Origin of the sequence: Pseudomonas sp. KBN12P06040 (assembly GCF_037574965.1) — a bacterium.
GTDB lineage: Bacteria > Pseudomonadota > Gammaproteobacteria > Pseudomonadales > Pseudomonadaceae > Pseudomonas > Pseudomonas aeruginosa.
In genome coordinates, this window is sequence record NZ_JBBELS010000002.1 from 263,719 (window position 1) to 277,298 (window position 13,580).

At 58.2% G+C, this 13,580-nt stretch carries 24 protein-coding genes; 1 reads left to right on the forward strand and 23 read right to left on the reverse strand.

The features are described from left to right. On the reverse strand, positions 1–339 hold the full coding sequence (locus VQ067_RS31955; protein ID WP_021018536.1) for a hypothetical protein: 339 nt from the start codon (positions 337–339) through the stop codon (positions 1–3). A 208-nt stretch (positions 340–547) separates the two neighbouring features. Between VQ067_RS31955 and VQ067_RS31960 the strand changes: the two genes are divergently transcribed. Continuing rightward, on the forward strand, positions 548–1,249 hold the full coding sequence (locus VQ067_RS31960) for an ERCC4 domain-containing protein (protein WP_021018537.1): 702 nt from the start codon (positions 548–550) through the stop codon (positions 1,247–1,249). A gap of 907 nt (positions 1,250–2,156) precedes the next feature. On the opposite strand, the gene VQ067_RS31965 is transcribed toward VQ067_RS31960, so the two are convergent. From VQ067_RS31965 to VQ067_RS32070, 22 genes are all read right to left on the reverse strand, one after another. Then, a complete protein-coding gene (locus VQ067_RS31965) occupies positions 2,157–2,333 on the reverse strand; it encodes a hypothetical protein (RefSeq protein WP_010794375.1) in 177 nt (58 codons plus the stop codon). Between the two features lie 3 nt (positions 2,334–2,336). Then, the gene (locus VQ067_RS31970; RefSeq protein ID WP_010792826.1) at positions 2,337–2,483 is read right to left on the reverse strand and encodes a hypothetical protein; all 147 of its coding nucleotides are present in this window, start codon (positions 2,481–2,483) and stop codon (positions 2,337–2,339) included. Between the two features lie 81 nt (positions 2,484–2,564). Then, positions 2,565–2,744, reverse strand: a complete 180-nt coding sequence (locus tag VQ067_RS31975) for a hypothetical protein (protein WP_010794374.1) — start codon at positions 2,742–2,744, stop codon at positions 2,565–2,567. Between the two features lie 241 nt (positions 2,745–2,985). Then, the gene (locus VQ067_RS31980) at positions 2,986–3,348 is read right to left on the reverse strand and encodes a hypothetical protein (RefSeq protein ID WP_225877066.1); all 363 of its coding nucleotides are present in this window, start codon (positions 3,346–3,348) and stop codon (positions 2,986–2,988) included. Positions 3,349–3,383: 35 nt separating this feature from the next. Next, complete coding sequence (locus tag VQ067_RS31985) at positions 3,384–3,761, reverse strand: hypothetical protein (protein ID WP_021018541.1); 378 nt, start codon at positions 3,759–3,761, stop codon at positions 3,384–3,386. A gap of 37 nt (positions 3,762–3,798) precedes the next feature. Continuing rightward, on the reverse strand, positions 3,799–4,221 hold the full coding sequence (locus tag VQ067_RS31990) for a hypothetical protein (RefSeq protein WP_021018542.1): 423 nt from the start codon (positions 4,219–4,221) through the stop codon (positions 3,799–3,801). Between the two features lie 145 nt (positions 4,222–4,366). After that, positions 4,367–4,663, reverse strand: a complete 297-nt coding sequence (locus tag VQ067_RS31995; protein WP_010792831.1) for a hypothetical protein — start codon at positions 4,661–4,663, stop codon at positions 4,367–4,369. Between the two features lie 7 nt (positions 4,664–4,670). Continuing rightward, positions 4,671–4,856 carry a hypothetical protein gene (locus tag VQ067_RS32000; RefSeq protein ID WP_021018543.1) on the reverse strand — a complete coding sequence of 62 codons (186 nt, stop codon included), beginning with the start codon at positions 4,854–4,856 and terminating at the stop codon, positions 4,671–4,673. Positions 4,857–4,866: 10 nt separating this feature from the next. Next, positions 4,867–5,157 (reverse strand): hypothetical protein, encoded by a 291-nt coding sequence (locus VQ067_RS32005; RefSeq protein WP_021018544.1) that lies wholly within the window; start codon positions 5,155–5,157, stop codon positions 4,867–4,869. Between the two features lie 205 nt (positions 5,158–5,362). Next, complete coding sequence (locus VQ067_RS32010; protein WP_060476988.1) at positions 5,363–5,626, reverse strand: hypothetical protein; 264 nt, start codon at positions 5,624–5,626, stop codon at positions 5,363–5,365. Between the two features lie 2 nt (positions 5,627–5,628). Further along, positions 5,629–6,006, reverse strand: a complete 378-nt coding sequence (locus VQ067_RS32015) for a hypothetical protein (RefSeq protein WP_010794365.1) — start codon at positions 6,004–6,006, stop codon at positions 5,629–5,631. A 165-nt stretch (positions 6,007–6,171) separates the two neighbouring features. Next, positions 6,172–6,345 carry a hypothetical protein gene (locus tag VQ067_RS32020; protein ID WP_162835984.1) on the reverse strand — a complete coding sequence of 58 codons (174 nt, stop codon included), beginning with the start codon at positions 6,343–6,345 and terminating at the stop codon, positions 6,172–6,174. A 134-nt stretch (positions 6,346–6,479) separates the two neighbouring features. Continuing rightward, positions 6,480–6,614: a hypothetical protein gene (locus VQ067_RS32025; protein ID WP_010794363.1), complete on the reverse strand. Its 135-nt coding sequence runs from the start codon at positions 6,612–6,614 to the stop codon at positions 6,480–6,482. Positions 6,615–6,677: 63 nt separating this feature from the next. Further along, positions 6,678–6,950, reverse strand: a complete 273-nt coding sequence (locus VQ067_RS32030) for a hypothetical protein (RefSeq protein ID WP_021018547.1) — start codon at positions 6,948–6,950, stop codon at positions 6,678–6,680. Beyond that, positions 6,943–7,527 (reverse strand): hypothetical protein, encoded by a 585-nt coding sequence (locus VQ067_RS32035; protein WP_021018548.1) that lies wholly within the window; start codon positions 7,525–7,527, stop codon positions 6,943–6,945. The genes VQ067_RS32030 and VQ067_RS32035 overlap by 8 nt, the downstream gene beginning before the upstream one ends. Then, the gene (locus VQ067_RS32040; protein ID WP_010794360.1) at positions 7,520–7,735 is read right to left on the reverse strand and encodes a hypothetical protein; all 216 of its coding nucleotides are present in this window, start codon (positions 7,733–7,735) and stop codon (positions 7,520–7,522) included. Before VQ067_RS32040 ends, VQ067_RS32035 begins: the two co-directional genes overlap by 8 nt. Then, a complete protein-coding gene (locus tag VQ067_RS32045) occupies positions 7,732–9,978 on the reverse strand; it encodes a hypothetical protein (protein WP_043313025.1) in 2,247 nt (748 codons plus the stop codon). The genes VQ067_RS32040 and VQ067_RS32045 overlap by 4 nt, the downstream gene beginning before the upstream one ends. Positions 9,979–10,022: 44 nt before the next feature. Continuing rightward, on the reverse strand, positions 10,023–10,280 hold the full coding sequence (locus VQ067_RS32050) for a hypothetical protein (RefSeq protein ID WP_043313024.1): 258 nt from the start codon (positions 10,278–10,280) through the stop codon (positions 10,023–10,025). A gap of 3 nt (positions 10,281–10,283) precedes the next feature. After that, positions 10,284–10,889: a hypothetical protein gene (locus VQ067_RS32055; RefSeq protein ID WP_010792845.1), complete on the reverse strand. Its 606-nt coding sequence runs from the start codon at positions 10,887–10,889 to the stop codon at positions 10,284–10,286. Next, positions 10,882–11,592, reverse strand: a complete 711-nt coding sequence (locus VQ067_RS32060; protein WP_043313023.1) for a hypothetical protein — start codon at positions 11,590–11,592, stop codon at positions 10,882–10,884. The genes VQ067_RS32055 and VQ067_RS32060 overlap by 8 nt, the downstream gene beginning before the upstream one ends. A 165-nt stretch (positions 11,593–11,757) precedes the next feature. Continuing rightward, on the reverse strand, positions 11,758–12,489 hold the full coding sequence (locus tag VQ067_RS32065) for a hypothetical protein (protein WP_061363311.1): 732 nt from the start codon (positions 12,487–12,489) through the stop codon (positions 11,758–11,760). A 405-nt stretch (positions 12,490–12,894) separates the two neighbouring features. After that, the gene (locus tag VQ067_RS32070) at positions 12,895–13,545 is read right to left on the reverse strand and encodes a hypothetical protein (RefSeq protein ID WP_021018553.1); all 651 of its coding nucleotides are present in this window, start codon (positions 13,543–13,545) and stop codon (positions 12,895–12,897) included. Positions 13,546–13,580: the final 35 nt, after the last annotated feature.

Genomic DNA, 13,580 nt, shown 5'->3' on the forward strand with positions numbered 1-13,580 from the left:
TTACTTTTGGCTGCGTGCCAGCAGGCGCAGCATGGCCGCCGGCACATTGGGTTTCTTGGCGACATGAGCCGGAGTCACGCTCATCCCACCTTTGCTGTCGCAGGGTTGCCGATCATTGCGGCGTACCATCATGGCGGGTACGGTCAGCCCTTGCTTTGCCACGGCAGCGCCCACAACCAGCTTGCCTTCGTTGCAGCTGATCTGCAGGTCATTCCCATTTTCGTCACGGACAATGATCGAGGCGCCCATCGACATCGCGGCCTCAAAGCGCATGGCACCATTGACCAGGTCGTAGCCGAGATTGGCCAGTTGTTTTACAGGGGAAGTCAGGGTGTTCATGGAGCTCTCCAAAGCGCGTATTTGGTTGATGAAGCGATCTTTACAGCGATGAGAGTGTGCCGCCACCCCTACCCTGAGAAATATCGAGCCTGCAAGACAACTGCTTATCGCCTTGAATGGCCTGCTCTCCAGGGCAGTGTTTCGACGTGGTCAGAGCTGAGTCACCCGTTATATTGAGGTCGATCCCCAAATTCGGTCAGGAAAGGCAATGGTCAAGATCTTTGTGGACGCCCGGGAGGTCCCATCACGTATTCCCGACGCCCTGCGCGAGATGGGCGCAGAGGTCGAAATCGTGAATCTGGAGGTTGGGGACTACGTCCTGAGCGCCGATCTGGTGCTGGAGCGGAAAACCGCCCTCGACTTCTGCATGAGCGTTACCGATGGCAGATTCATCAACCAATCCAGCAAGATGATGATGAACTTCAAGCGCCGGATCTGGCTGATTGAAGGCGACGTCTACTCCACCAGGGCTCAGATTCATCCTGATGCATTGGATGGAGCGCTGAGCTACCTAGCGGTCGTGCTCCAACAAACAGTGCTCTGGTACAAAGCCCCCAGGCGTGCGGCAGGCATGATCTACCGGCTAGCCAAGCACGAGCAGGAAGGACTCGACTACGTGCCTGCCACTCGCAAAGGTAAGGTGCCCGCCGGCGTTGGCCAGTCTTTATTCACCTTGGAGGGTTTGAATGGTTGTGGCCCAGTTGCCGCGCGCAAACTCCTCGAGCACTTCCGTTCCGTACATGCGGTGATCAATGCGTCGGTGGAGCAGCTGTGCGCGGTGAAGGGGATCGGTCCGAAGAAGGCTCAGGCTATCTACGACGGGATTCACTTCCAAGTTTCGGAAGGCATGTCTGTTGAAGAGCAGCCCAGTCTCTTTGCTGATCCGCCGGCATCAGATCCGTTGGTTTGAATCCTAGTAACGGCGAAGAAAGCCCCTGCAAAGCAGGGGCTTTTTGCTGGCGTAGGTCTTTGCAGTTGAGACCAGTGTCCTAGTCTTGCCCGTACTCGAAGTACACCGCATGGAAGGCGTGGTGAGAGGCGGCTTCTGCAGCAATACCAGCAGCGGTGAGAGCTGAAGCCAGGATCTGACTATCAGCCCTGTTGCCCACCTGGATCGACCAGCGACGCCCAGGCTCCTGGGGTTTGATCTGGACAACTTGGACTCCGAGGAAGAAAGCGGCTTGCATCAGCGGGCCGGCCTGGCTGGCATCAAGGGGCGATGTGCGCAGTATCTCCGCTGCTTTCTGAACCTGCAGAGGCTGCACAACCCCGTCAAAGTCCACCGAGGTGTCGAGCGGAACATTGTAGTGCTCCAGAGGGACACAGCCTGCCCATGACGACTCAAATACGTCCGGAACCTCGGGACCGAACTGATTCCAAACGATGGCCAGGCAGTAACCGTGAATAGGGTCTGCGACGCGGAAAGCTTGGGGTTCACCGGCCGGTTGATCAGCAGCCCCGATCGCGGAAGGGGACTGAACTCCTGATTCCGATATCGGATTGTGCCTTCCCAATAGTCGAAGGGTGCCCAGCTGCCAGAGGACTCGTCGAAGCCGCCCATTGCCAGGGCCACGTACAGGTTGAGCAGATTGCCTTGAAGATCCAGCGTTTTCATGTGGTGTGTTCCATGGCAGAAGATGCTGCCATAGTCACGGCCCAGAGGGAGTGCCACTATCCCTGCTCTTGATATTTGGAGTGAAATTGAGGCCTCGGAGCCCTGCTGGCAGTTTCGCATGCGAAATTTGAAAGGGAGCATGGCTTCATAACGCAAAGGCCCCTCAATTTTGAGGGGCCTTTTACTAAGCGGTCGCCACGAATTACTGCTGGCGCTTTGATGTCTCTGCCTTCGCGCATTCGTAGCCGTCGACATAATCTTCGTACTGGGCACTGCCGATGCGCAGTTTGCGGAGTGCGCTCTGCTCAAGCGGTACCCCGCAGTGGTAGGCCTGGCGGCCTGCTTCGAAAGCGATCGACTTCTCTTGCTTGGCGGCCATAGGTCAGTCCTGGATTTCTACTTCGACATTGAACCCGGGCAGATCGGGTTGCGCGTCATCCAAGGCTGCCACTACGTGGTCATGAAACTGTTGCTCCGTCATGTCCATGTCAGCGAGTTCGTCGGCGGTGAGGGATACCTTCACGATCATTTTCTATTCCATCCAATGGTTGAGTTGATGGGGCTATCCTACCGGAGCTGTCGAGTGCCACCAGTAGCTGCCGGAATATGCCTAACTACGATCCCTGGTGGCATGGTCCACCAGAAACTCCAGCCATAGCCCTTCGTTGTTGTCGTCGAGAACAAGCGGGAAGTGCTCCGGGTTTTCCGCGTGGGACTTGCGGTATTCCGAGGCGAAGGACTCCAGGTCCTTCTTCATCTCTTCGATGAATTCGTCGAGGCTTTGTGCCATATATTGGGCCCTGATTGCATGAAATGAACTGTCGCCAGGATGGGGCTGTAGGGGGAGGATTGGAGAGCAGCCTGCTGACACCTGCCAGCGCTCTCTGCCGCCGCTGCGAGGGCGCATCTTGCGCTATCCCAGCCTCATCCCTGGGGCCGTGTCCGCGGACGGTGCTACTGGGTTCCGGTCAGGCCGCTCTCCAATCCTCCCTATTCCAACCATACCGGTTAGGGCGGGTGCCACAAGGGCATCAATGCAGAGGCAGATTCAACTGCCAGTTTGCATGTGCCTCTTCGAGGATCTGCGCTGCCTCTTCATCATCGGAATCGCAGCCTCGCCCAGCGCCGAGGCCCTCGGCGTTCATTTTCTTCAGCGCCTCCTCGCCAGCATTGCTCCCGCTCATCTCATCGATGATCCGCCAGGGCTTAACGGCATCAGCGTCCAAGTAGCGGTAAGGGTCGAGCACCAGGCCGCAAGAAAAGGTGTTGTCCGCATTCTGGATCAATGCACGGCAGTTCCGATCATCACCAAGCGCGATACCGAGGTCACAGACCTGAGCGATACAGCAAAGGCCGCAACCGTTGCATGGATCGCCCTCGGCTGGCTTGTCCAAGACTACTGCTTCAATTAGCTGCCAGCGCAAGGCGATTACCTCCAGAACTTCAGAGTAAAGACCGACAGAACAGAGGCCATGCCGAAGATGCAGGAGCCAAACATCACCTTGTTGAGAGCTGATCGGATGATCGGCTCCCTGTTGACAGACATCCCGTTGAGCCTGGCCCCACTAAGGAATAGGGCCGAGTAGAGTTTGTGCAGAAAATAGACAACGACCAGATTGAAAACTGCACCGAACACCATCTGGAGCTGGATTCGTTCAACCAATGCCGTATCTCCCTTTTTGAGGGCGAGGAGATAGAACTCTTCGAACAGGTTGGCGCAGATGTACATGCTGCCTGAGGCAAGCGCAGCAATGACGATGCCGGCAACTACAAGCTCGAAGATTGGGTTTGAGAATATGCTGCGCATGATTCGTCTCTAATTATTTGAACTGACGTGGCAGCTTTCAGCAGCTTCCAAGCGCACGGGTCACCGATTTTACCTCATCAGTGGAAGCGCGGATGAACGTCTGTCCGTCGTGCTTCCAGACCTCACCCGTCTCCAGGTCCACGAAGGCCCACTTTCTAGGGCAGGTCGTATGGATGGAGACGTCGATGGGTGCGTCCAGGACAGGAACAACTTCGGAAGTTCGCAGTGCACGGGTTTGACCGCCGGGGCCGTCTACCACCAGTTCCCGTTTCGCAGACCTTCGGAAATAATGCACCCACTGGGAACCGCCGTGCTTACCCTGGCGTTTCTGACCATCGGCGTACTCCCACTCCACGTTGAACCCGGTACCGAGCGGTGGGGAAAGCTTCACGACACGGCGTGCGCCGCCAGGGAATTCGAAGACGCGGCCAACCTGAATAGAGTTAATCGGCACAGCCATGGATCTGCTCCTGAACAGCCTGGTTTAGGTGAGGGGTATTGGAGAGTGGCCGGCTTACGCTGGTTATCGCACTCTCCGATACCCCCGAGGGGGTAGCGGGCCTGCGGCGGGGACCCGGCAGGCGCGGGCGATGGAACAGGTAAGATCAGCTGGCGCTGGCCAGCAGTTCGTTGAGTTTGGCCATTTCCTTTTCGATCGACTTGCCGTTCTTCTTCCGCCAAGCGATCTTCATTTTGTAGAGGTCGATCAGGCCGGCCCTGGTGCAGCGGTAGTAGTCCCCCGAGTCGTCCGAGCCGCATTTTTCCAAATGGCCGGCGGCGAGTCGCTCCTCGACGATTCCGTCTAGGTCACTGAAGCATGCGGCTTCCTTAGGGGATACATGCAGGGGCTTCTCTTGGGCTGCGAGCCACAATACCTTTTCGGCATTGAACAGTTTGCTCATAGGTTCCTTACCGCTTCTCGACCAGTTCACCGCCTTCTGCGATTCGCCAGGTGTATCGCTGGCCGTGGTTCACATGGTCAGGAGGGCAGCTGTAGGTGACGCTGCCATCCTTGTTCAGGCTCCGCGGCTTTGTCAGTCGCTCGCACAGTGGGCACTCCAGTGAGGGATAGTCCCGATGGGTTTCGGTGGTCATGACCGGCTCCTTACTCGGTACCGGCCAGCCAGCCAGGTTCCTTGGCCTCGGCCAGCCATTGACGAAGCGTACCGACAGCGACACCTGGTTTGTCTTCTTCCTGCCATGGTTTGTCGAGCAGATCGCCGACAACCTCGGTGCAACTGTCGACTTCCTCACAGTCAATGCCCGTCAGGTCGGAGTGCAGTCGGAGGGCTTCGGCCTCGTCGGCGGCGGCGTAGTAGTCATGGTCGTCCACTCGGAAACAACGAAGGTTGATTGTCTTTTCGACCGGGTTTCCATCGATAGTCAGCTGTTCCATATCGGGTCTCTCTGGTTGCTCCTGAACAGAGCGGTTCGTTATTCGGCTCCGGCGATGATCGCCTGTGCCCAAGCACGTGCTGCGTGGAATGCGTAGCCTCGGGTCGGCTCATCGGCGCAACCGCCGGAGCGCCAGCCAGTCACGTGGTGGAGTAAGGTCTTTGCTGCATCACTCATGCACATGTCCTCTGATTGGCGCCCGGTACTCAGCTTTCGCCCCGGAGAAGTCCGTCTTCGTCGTAATCCGATGCACCGTCACCACCATTAAACGATCCATCCAGGCGTGCCAGAATCAGTCCGGCGCGTCGGGCATCTGCCTCGGTACGAAGGTCACCGGTTCCTGAACCGCCGAAGATCTCCAAACCCAGGGCTGCAGCCTCGCGGGCATAACGGCTCAGTCCGGCAGCTATCCTGCGGACCTCCTTCGGATCAAGCCCTGCAGCCTCGCATTCGCGCGCGTTGACTTGCATGATCAGGCCAGCCGGGCTTTGAAGCCGAACATCGCAGTTGCGTCCTCGAAACAGTCATCCAGTTCCTGGTACGCCTTGTATTTGGCCTGGGCGTGGTTGGCAGCCCAAACTTGCATGGTTTGCCGTGCAGAATCCCACCAATTCCTCCCCCAGATCAGGACTTCAAACTGGCGGAGGGGGAGGTCACTCGTAACTTCCCCGTACACCATCTCGTCCGTGGGGTGGTAATTCCGAATCCGCTTCTTCGGGTCGCTATCCAAAACCACGCCGATGTAATGGCCGTGGTCCGCCATGATCGTGCCTGGTTCACCGTAAGCGGTAACGCGCCGGCCAACGCATGCTGGGACTTGATAGTGCTGGCGCACGTACTCGAATGCCATAGGGGCTCCATTACGCCCTGCGGGGCGAACTAATTTTCCGGGCTGCATGGGAGAACGAGCTGGTACCGCGATTCAACTCTCTCTCCGATGCCCCCTGGCAGAGCCGTGACGAACTGCCAAGGGTATCGGGCCTGTTTTACCTGGCAGGCTCAGGCGGGGAAGGCGTTAGTCCAGGCACTTCAACTCATATCCGGCCGGGGTATGGGATAGCACCCACCGGCGTTCATCGATGTCCGTCAGGTTGGCATTCCCCCTGGCGCGTGCGAAATACAGCAAGTTCGACGGGGTAGGCTTGTGCAGGTCCGAATACCAGGTCTGCTCGTCGATCCATGCCAGCACTTGGGACTCCGTCATGGCCGTGAGGGGGGCGGTTTCAGGGGTTTGATGCACTGTCGGGGTTCTCCTGGAGTGTTATGACTTCAGCCCATCTTCTATTTGATCAGTGCGTGCCAGAAGCCACCGGTAGGCTTTGTCTAGTCAGCCAAACTGTCGATCAGGGTCTCGATTTCGCTCTGGGCCTCTTCAAGACCTTCGCGGGTGGCCTCGCGACTGCGGCTGGTATCGCCGTAGTAAGCGCGGATCGCGTCAAGCAGTTGAACAAGATCCATGGTGCTTCTCCTGGTGGGGTGTGCTGGACAATAACGCCCAGGATGTGGATTTGGAGGTCGGGGTTACGGTTGCTGGAGACGAAGGAGCCGCTTCAACTCTTCAAAGTCGGCTAGATCGGACATGCCTTCATCGTCGTGGGCAATGCGCTCCAGCAGATCCCGCGGTAGGACCACATGATTCGCAGGAAGGACGTAAAGCTCCTGCACCTCATAATCAGGCCATTCCTTTGGGTTGGCCTTGACCATGTCATGGTGCTCCTTGCTGCATGGCCCCCAGTGCTGGGGAGCGCTCAAGAAGAACGCACGATGACAAACCGGCTTCAGCTTCTCAGGCATGGACGGACTCCGCGCCCTTCAGCACAGCGTTCAGCTCTGCAATGACCTCCGCAGGGGCCGGCACCGCTTCTTCGCTGAACATCCTGCAGTCGCCGAAGCATTGCCAAGCGATGACCTGTCCAAGTCGACGCAGAAGCTGTTCATTACCCGCCCGGGCCTGGCCGCTTTTCACCATGACGCTCTTGTGAGAGCTGGTGCCATCGACGGCCATGGCGGTGATGAAATAGTGGTTTTTCCCACGGTTGTAGACGATTTCTTCGCGGCCGGTTCCCTCGTGAAGTACCAGTTGCGCTGGCGCTTCGATCCCGCTGTCTCCGACCTTAAAGCGAAGCATGTCCCCTTGTTTGACCTGCCCCGGGCCAGTGAGGGCCATCCACTCCGGTGCCAACCCCAGCATGGCGCGGAGAGTGGCAATCTCTTTCCGTGCCGCTGCGAGCGCATTGGCGTTTGCCTGGGATTCGGCGGCTACCTTGTCGAACTCTTCGACGTAGACGACCTCACCCATACCCTGGCCGGTCAGGAAGCCTTGTGGGTGCAGATGCCTTGCATCCACGCTGTAGCGTTGCACCTTATTCATGCTGGTCTCCCTGTGCCTTGGGGCACTTACACGGACCGATTTCCGCGGACCAGGTGCCGGCGAAGCGCGGTTCGACGGTGCAACCGTCGTACAGCCATTTGCCGAGCAGCCTGCCCGCATCCGCTCGCTCAGTGCGATTGATGTCCATCGCACCAATGGCAACGCCGCACTGGCAGGTCGCAACGAACCCAGTTGGACGGCGCTTCATGCCTCGTCCTCCTGGGCGACAACGCCATCACCAACCAGGTCGGAAGCGAGGAGGAACAGTACCGCCTCGGCAATGCCGGATTCACCCGCACGGGAGGCGGCATAGCCGGCACCGTTGTGCAGGTGCTGGACGATGATGCGCTCGCCGGTACGCTCGATCTTCCAGTTTGCCGGGATCACGCGGACTTGAGCCGCCTGGCTGGCCAGTGCAGTGTCCCGTTCAGCTTGGAACGAGTCGGCAAGGGCCTTGTTAGCGACCGCCAGCCGGTCGAAGAGATCCACACGTGCTTGCAGACCAGCGACGTCGCGCTTGTACTGGTCGGCAGTTACCAGCTCGACCACTACATCGTCTTCGGTGGTTACACGTTCGGCCTGGAGCCGCTCGACGACCTTGGAATCAACCTGAATGTCGTTGTCGCCGTACTCCGAGCCGCTGATTCCTCCCAGCAGCAGAGCACCCACAACGTCAGGTTTGAGTTCCGGAATCAGCCAGGCCGGACGTGTCATGTCTACAGTCGGGATGGATTTGTCGAGCAGGACCTCCTGGGATTCCCCCCAGGTGTATTCGATAACACCATCGGCCGTCGTCTTGCACCCGATCATCCCGAAACAAACGATAGGATTCCGAGTGTGCCGACTCAGCGGGATACCGGCAGTAATCAACTGCTGGCGCGTCGGTTCGTGGTAGTTGAGCAGGCTGCTGCAACCGCTGGGTTCGCTGTCGGGATGCTTCAGTCGGACAACGATCTTCTTCGGCCTGCCTTCTTTGGCGACGGACTCCAGTTCGCTCATTCGGGAGAGAATATCGTCGCGGGGTGCCAGGGGCTGTGCTTTGGAAAGTGCGCCGGCCAGCATGTGGATGCATTTCTCGTCATCCGCAATGAGTGCCATTTCTTCGAACAGCTTGCGTGCCAGTTCGATATCGCCAACAGGCACCGGGCTGGTATTGTCGTCCTCGTCCAGGCGCAGATATTCCGCGTACTCCGCGGCATTGCATTTGGGGCACGGAATATCACCGCCGTTGAGCAGCGGCCCCCCTGGCTCATCGCAGCTATCTTCGTCCCAGAGGTAGCCATTCTGGCATTGAGCATCCAGGTACGGCGCTCCGAAATGTTTGCCTCGGTAGTCACACCCAAGCACAGGGCTAGGGGAGGCTTGCCCGGCTTCGACAGGGCGAGTGGCGTACTCCAACATTTTCCCGATGAGGTCAGCATCGAAGGTGCTGCTCTCGCGCAGATACTCAATGACGAACGTTGGATCGAAGCACGACCAATCAGAATGTCGTTGATCCTGAACTGCCTCATGCGCGCCAGCTTGCTCAACTGCCGTTTTGATCGAGGACAGGACGTGTGAGCCCACTCTTTTTTTGATTGCGGCAAGCAGATAGGACCAAGCAAAACCACGATCTTCCGAAGGGATGAGCCCCAACGCGCGACCGACATCATCCCGGCACTGCTTGTCGAGCGCCAGCAACTGGTCGGAGTGGGCGAGCGGGAGGCTCTTCCCGATTGCGCGCAGTTTGTCACGCAAGTCGTCCAACTTCTCCCACCATTTCTCGCCATAGTGGTGCCGCAGATTCGCGCTGCTGTCGTGCCCGGTGAAAACCTGGATGGCATCTGCAGCCTGTTTCACCAGCTCGAGGGTGTTCGCAATCTTGGTCTCGTAGGTCTCTTCTTGACCACCTCCGGCCAGCACTCCTTCCTGGTGCTCGAGCAGCAGTATTGCCCCTTCCTCAGGGCACTCCTCGTGGTATGCGTATAAGCCTGCCACAGGGAAGTCCTCGTCCTGGTCATGCAGTTCGATCACCAACGTCTGCTCGAGCTGCTCAGTTGTGTTGTCCGGGGCCAGGAACTCGATGGCGTTCAGCAACTGATAGCCGTTCAGCACGAGGCTGGGCACATGTTGGGGTTGATCGTCAGCATCGAGATCGTCCTTGTCGTACGGCGCTATACCCTGGGTGGGCAGGACCTGGGCGGGCTCATGGTCAACCAGGTAGATGGCGATGTCGTCTGGGAGTCTCTCGTGGCGCGCGTAAAGGCCGGACTCAGGACAGCGGATCTCCTGAGCTGCGGAGTGCAGTTCGATCACCAGTCGATGACTCATCTGCTCAGGGGTGCGCTCCGGGGCTAGGAACTCCAGAGCATTTCGGATCTCATAGCCGTTCATCGCAAGGCCCATAGCTTGCGGTGTTACGTCGGCTTCGGTTCGGCCGCCGGATTTCGACGGGGAAGGGATGAAAGACATGTTAGCTCCACGAGATTGGGAATGAAGAGATGCTGGCGCCTCTGTCACTGTGCAGAGAGCGAGGTGTCACCCATGCCGGCGTTCGATTCGGAAGTGATCTTGAGGATCTTCTGCACGTCCTGATTTCGGCGGGCGAGGATCTTGCTGTTCATTTCGTGGGCGGTGTGGTTCTTGCCCTTGAAAACCCACCCGCCAGAAGAAAAGAGGGACTTTTTTTCGTCGTACTTCCATTCCTTCAGGTAGGCGTGATACGAGTCCAGTACCTTGGCGATTTTGTCTTCGGCGGTTTGTTTCCGGCTCATTTGCTAGTCCTCCTGCATTTGCTTGTCGAGGATCTGCTCCGTAGCCTCCTTGAGGCCCCGGGAATAACCCAGCCCTTCAGCGCGGCTTAGCTCAAGTTGATGCAAGCTTTGCTGGCGCTCCATGGCATCCGCGGCGTCCTTAAGGCCCCGGGAATAGCCCTGCTCTTCAGCCCGGCGAAGTTCGAGCTGATGTTGGGTTCGCTGGCGCGCCATTGCTCGGTGGATTTCGGCATCCTCGTCGTTGTAGCTGCGCATACGTGCTTCCATCTCGCGGTACTCCGCCACGTCGATAAGGCAGGCCGGCGATTGCATCTCATGAGTGCCGAAGTGAAGGGCGGCAGCGGCCTCGTCGAGGAAGTGCTCGCCACAATGGAAGCAACGCCAACCTGCCGTCCGATCCGCGCGCAGCGCCTGCAGCTCCGCGCGCATGGTGTCGGTTTCGGCCTGCTCTTTTGTCAGGTGCTGGGACAAAATGCAGGCGAAATCAGCAGCCAGGCGATCGCGGATGTATCGGGTGAAGTCGTAGCGCCCGAGTTTGGTCTGGAAGTAATCCACCAGGTAGCCGCGGCCGCCGGCCGATGTGCTCAGGTTGTGCTGGGTCTCACTCATGGGCGTTCTGCTCCGGTTGGGCCAGGCTGGCGAGCAGGGCCATGGACTTGTGAGCTGCCCCGCTTGGGTTGTACTTCGCGCAGTTGCTGGCCCTTGAGTCCTGCTTCCCATCCTCGTAGCCGGACACGTAGGTGTTCCAGAAGGCGGTGTAGGTGACCAAACCGACATGCCCTTCTACGTCGGTGGGTGCAGGTATGGGCCTGGGCACCTTGGACAGTGCGTTCCACAGCTGGACGAGGCCGGGCTCGGTGAAGGTCGATACCGAATGCTTGCAGGCGGGGCATGCAGCTTTCCAGAAAGGTCCCAGGGAGTTGCGTTCCAGGGTCACGGCCGGAAGACGTTGATCGCCGCAGCGGCACAGGTTGAAGGTGGGCGTGGCAGTAAGCGTCTTGATCTGCGAGAGAGCCCCCTCATACAACCCTGCGAGCTTGGCATGGGCCTCATTCATCCCAGCAATGGTGACCTTGTTACGCTGCAGCTCGGCTTGAGCCGTAGCCAGGTCCTGCAAAGCGATGTCCAGCTGGGACGTCAGGGCATCCACACTCTGGTGGTACTGCTCAACGGCCATCAGCTGCTTGCACCGCCCTGAAAGTGGCGAGAAGGAAAGGCCGGCGACGTCCTGCTTGTGGTAGTTGAGGTACGCGAGAACCTCCGGCTGCTGGGGGAGGGTCGCCGGCATGGTGCTTTCCGTTTCGTTACTCATCGCTTGCAGTTCCTGAAGAGGTGGAGGAATGGGATTTCACGGAAGCAATCATCGGCGTCCTCGGGGTGTGCCAGAACCAGGCCCCTGCTCAGACAGGCTGGGCTTCGGCCTGCGAAATCGTGGCAAGCAATGCAGTCAGTTCTTCGCTTGAGCGTTCAAGCCGGTTCATGTCCGGGCGGGCCTGGATTCTCCGTACACGCCTTCCCATCCTGGTTCGCTGGGTTTGTGGCGGCAGGCATCCATACGAAGACGGCCATCGGGCCCCCTGAACATGAATGCGACAGGTGCCTGATCTTTAAGCCGCTCAAGCTCGGCTTTGAATTGATCGCGCTCCGCTTCAGCGGACTGCATGGCCAGGACGGTACGCTCGTAGTCTTCCGCAAGTACCACTTCTGCGAAGGCCCCGTTCCCGTCGGTGTCGATCGAATAGCGGCGTACTTCAGGTACATGATCCTTGGAATCGAGGATCGTGGTCAGCCGGGCCAGGAGCCCCTGTTGCAGAATCTTGAAGTGGCGGAAGTTCCACGCGCCATCCGTATCTTCTTTCCAATGTTGAAGACAGGAGCGAACCCATTCAAATGCGCCTGTAAAGTCACTGGGCACGGGTTCCGCTGCTTCGACCAGCACCAGCATCTTCTCCAGATCGCTGAGGATGGATACGAGGTCCTTCAGGCTCACCTTGTCTTGACGGGTTTGCAGCGTGAGAGTGATAGCTGCAGCGACCAGGGAGTAATGCGCTACGTTGGCCCAGAAATCGTTTTTGCTTACAGGCTCTGGTGAGACCCCTGCCGGAATGAAGACCTCGAGTAGGCCCTGTCCGTTGTAACGTCCGGTGATCCCTTGCTCATCGAAGCTCAAAGGGGTGCCTCCCTGAGGTCCAGTTTTGGTTTTGCTCATGATTCGGTTCCTATTCGCGGGAGTTACTTGAATTTGATCTTGCCGGAGCCGGCGACACGGTGATCGCGTTGGGCAGGGTTCCCGTACACCAAGATTTCACCCGATCCGGCAACGCTCAGGTCCACTGTTGCCGCAGTAAGTTCATTGAGGTGTGCCACTACCCCAGCAGGAGCTGATCACTCCCGCCACTGTCGCCAGGATCAAGAACACGCCGAGGTGTTTTCAGTGTCGTCTGACCACGGGTTTTCTCTAGAGATGGTCCCCGGATTGTCCCGCGACCGAAATTTGGCTACCAACGAAAGCGACCGGCTGAAATTCGCTTGATGAGAGTTTTGAGGGGGAAAGCGAGTGTCCTAATCCACTCGCTCGAAATGCTTGTCCTGCGGAGTGTTATGGGGGTGAGAGTTAACCCAACCCATTCGATTCAATGAAAGCGATCACCGATTCAGTCGTCGGTTCCGACAGCAAGTGATACGCCACAAAGTGGAAGCAGCTGTCTTCACTCTCAAGCATGGAGAGTTCATCTCGGTTGAATGACCAGCGCTGGCCAGCATGGTCAAACTCTATGTACTTCTCAGGGAGAGGATCGACTGTCACCGGCACGAATTCAGGCTCGGTAATCCATTTGCGTGTCTGGCGGTAATCCTCATCCATCCAGCCCCCAACGCAGGTATTGAACGCGCTGCTATCGAAGTCGTAAGGCTCAGCCTCGTCGATCGTGCTATTGCGGTTCACCGTCAAGCCTATTAGCTCCCCGCTGGCGCTGAGGTAGGCATAATGGCAATCGCCAATTCTCATTGCTATGTCTGGTTTTCCCGTCAGTAGGCGGCGGTACTCATCGAGGCAGCCCTGGAAGGTGTAGACCTCAACCCGAAGCTGACAGTAGAGGTCGATTTTCTGGTCGTGGGTCAGGCCGAGATCACCAGAACCGTACTGTTCCCACCAGGTCATGAACGCTGGTGCGTCGTGAAACTCGTGGATAGACCGGCTCGCGTTGTCGAGACAGCTCAGAACTTCGGTTTTGGCTTCGTCCATGATCGTTGGATTGAGGCTCATGATGGGGCTCCATGGCGTGTTAGCGATGAGACCAG

Coding starts and splice junctions, on each gene's coding strand:
- VQ067_RS31955 (WP_021018536.1), bottom strand. CDS start 339: ATGAACACCCTGACTTCCCCTGTAAAACAACTGGCCAATCTCGGCTAC.
- VQ067_RS31960 (WP_021018537.1), top strand. CDS start 548: ATGGTCAAGATCTTTGTGGACGCCCGGGAGGTCCCATCACGTATTCCC.
- VQ067_RS31965 (WP_010794375.1), bottom strand. CDS start 2,333: ATGGCCGCCAAGCAAGAGAAGTCGATCGCTTTCGAAGCAGGCCGCCAG.
- VQ067_RS31970 (WP_010792826.1), bottom strand. CDS start 2,483: ATGATCGTGAAGGTATCCCTCACCGCCGACGAACTCGCTGACATGGAC.
- VQ067_RS31975 (WP_010794374.1), bottom strand. CDS start 2,744: ATGGCACAAAGCCTCGACGAATTCATCGAAGAGATGAAGAAGGACCTG.
- VQ067_RS31985 (WP_021018541.1), bottom strand. CDS start 3,761: ATGCGCAGCATATTCTCAAACCCAATCTTCGAGCTTGTAGTTGCCGGC.
- VQ067_RS31990 (WP_021018542.1), bottom strand. CDS start 4,221: ATGGCTGTGCCGATTAACTCTATTCAGGTTGGCCGCGTCTTCGAATTC.
- VQ067_RS31995 (WP_010792831.1), bottom strand. CDS start 4,663: ATGAGCAAACTGTTCAATGCCGAAAAGGTATTGTGGCTCGCAGCCCAA.
- VQ067_RS32000 (WP_021018543.1), bottom strand. CDS start 4,856: ATGACCACCGAAACCCATCGGGACTATCCCTCACTGGAGTGCCCACTG.
- VQ067_RS32005 (WP_021018544.1), bottom strand. CDS start 5,157: ATGGAACAGCTGACTATCGATGGAAACCCGGTCGAAAAGACAATCAAC.
- VQ067_RS32010 (WP_060476988.1), bottom strand. CDS start 5,626: ATGCAAGTCAACGCGCGCGAATGCGAGGCTGCAGGGCTTGATCCGAAG.
- VQ067_RS32015 (WP_010794365.1), bottom strand. CDS start 6,006: ATGGCATTCGAGTACGTGCGCCAGCACTATCAAGTCCCAGCATGCGTT.
- VQ067_RS32025 (WP_010794363.1), bottom strand. CDS start 6,614: ATGGATCTTGTTCAACTGCTTGACGCGATCCGCGCTTACTACGGCGAT.
- VQ067_RS32030 (WP_021018547.1), bottom strand. CDS start 6,950: ATGCCTGAGAAGCTGAAGCCGGTTTGTCATCGTGCGTTCTTCTTGAGC.
- VQ067_RS32035 (WP_021018548.1), bottom strand. CDS start 7,527: ATGAATAAGGTGCAACGCTACAGCGTGGATGCAAGGCATCTGCACCCA.
- VQ067_RS32040 (WP_010794360.1), bottom strand. CDS start 7,735: ATGAAGCGCCGTCCAACTGGGTTCGTTGCGACCTGCCAGTGCGGCGTT.
- VQ067_RS32045 (WP_043313025.1), bottom strand. CDS start 9,978: ATGTCTTTCATCCCTTCCCCGTCGAAATCCGGCGGCCGAACCGAAGCC.
- VQ067_RS32050 (WP_043313024.1), bottom strand. CDS start 10,280: ATGAGCCGGAAACAAACCGCCGAAGACAAAATCGCCAAGGTACTGGAC.
- VQ067_RS32055 (WP_010792845.1), bottom strand. CDS start 10,889: ATGAGTGAGACCCAGCACAACCTGAGCACATCGGCCGGCGGCCGCGGC.
- VQ067_RS32060 (WP_043313023.1), bottom strand. CDS start 11,592: ATGAGTAACGAAACGGAAAGCACCATGCCGGCGACCCTCCCCCAGCAG.
- VQ067_RS32065 (WP_061363311.1), bottom strand. CDS start 12,489: ATGAGCAAAACCAAAACTGGACCTCAGGGAGGCACCCCTTTGAGCTTC.
- VQ067_RS32070 (WP_021018553.1), bottom strand. CDS start 13,545: ATGAGCCTCAATCCAACGATCATGGACGAAGCCAAAACCGAAGTTCTG.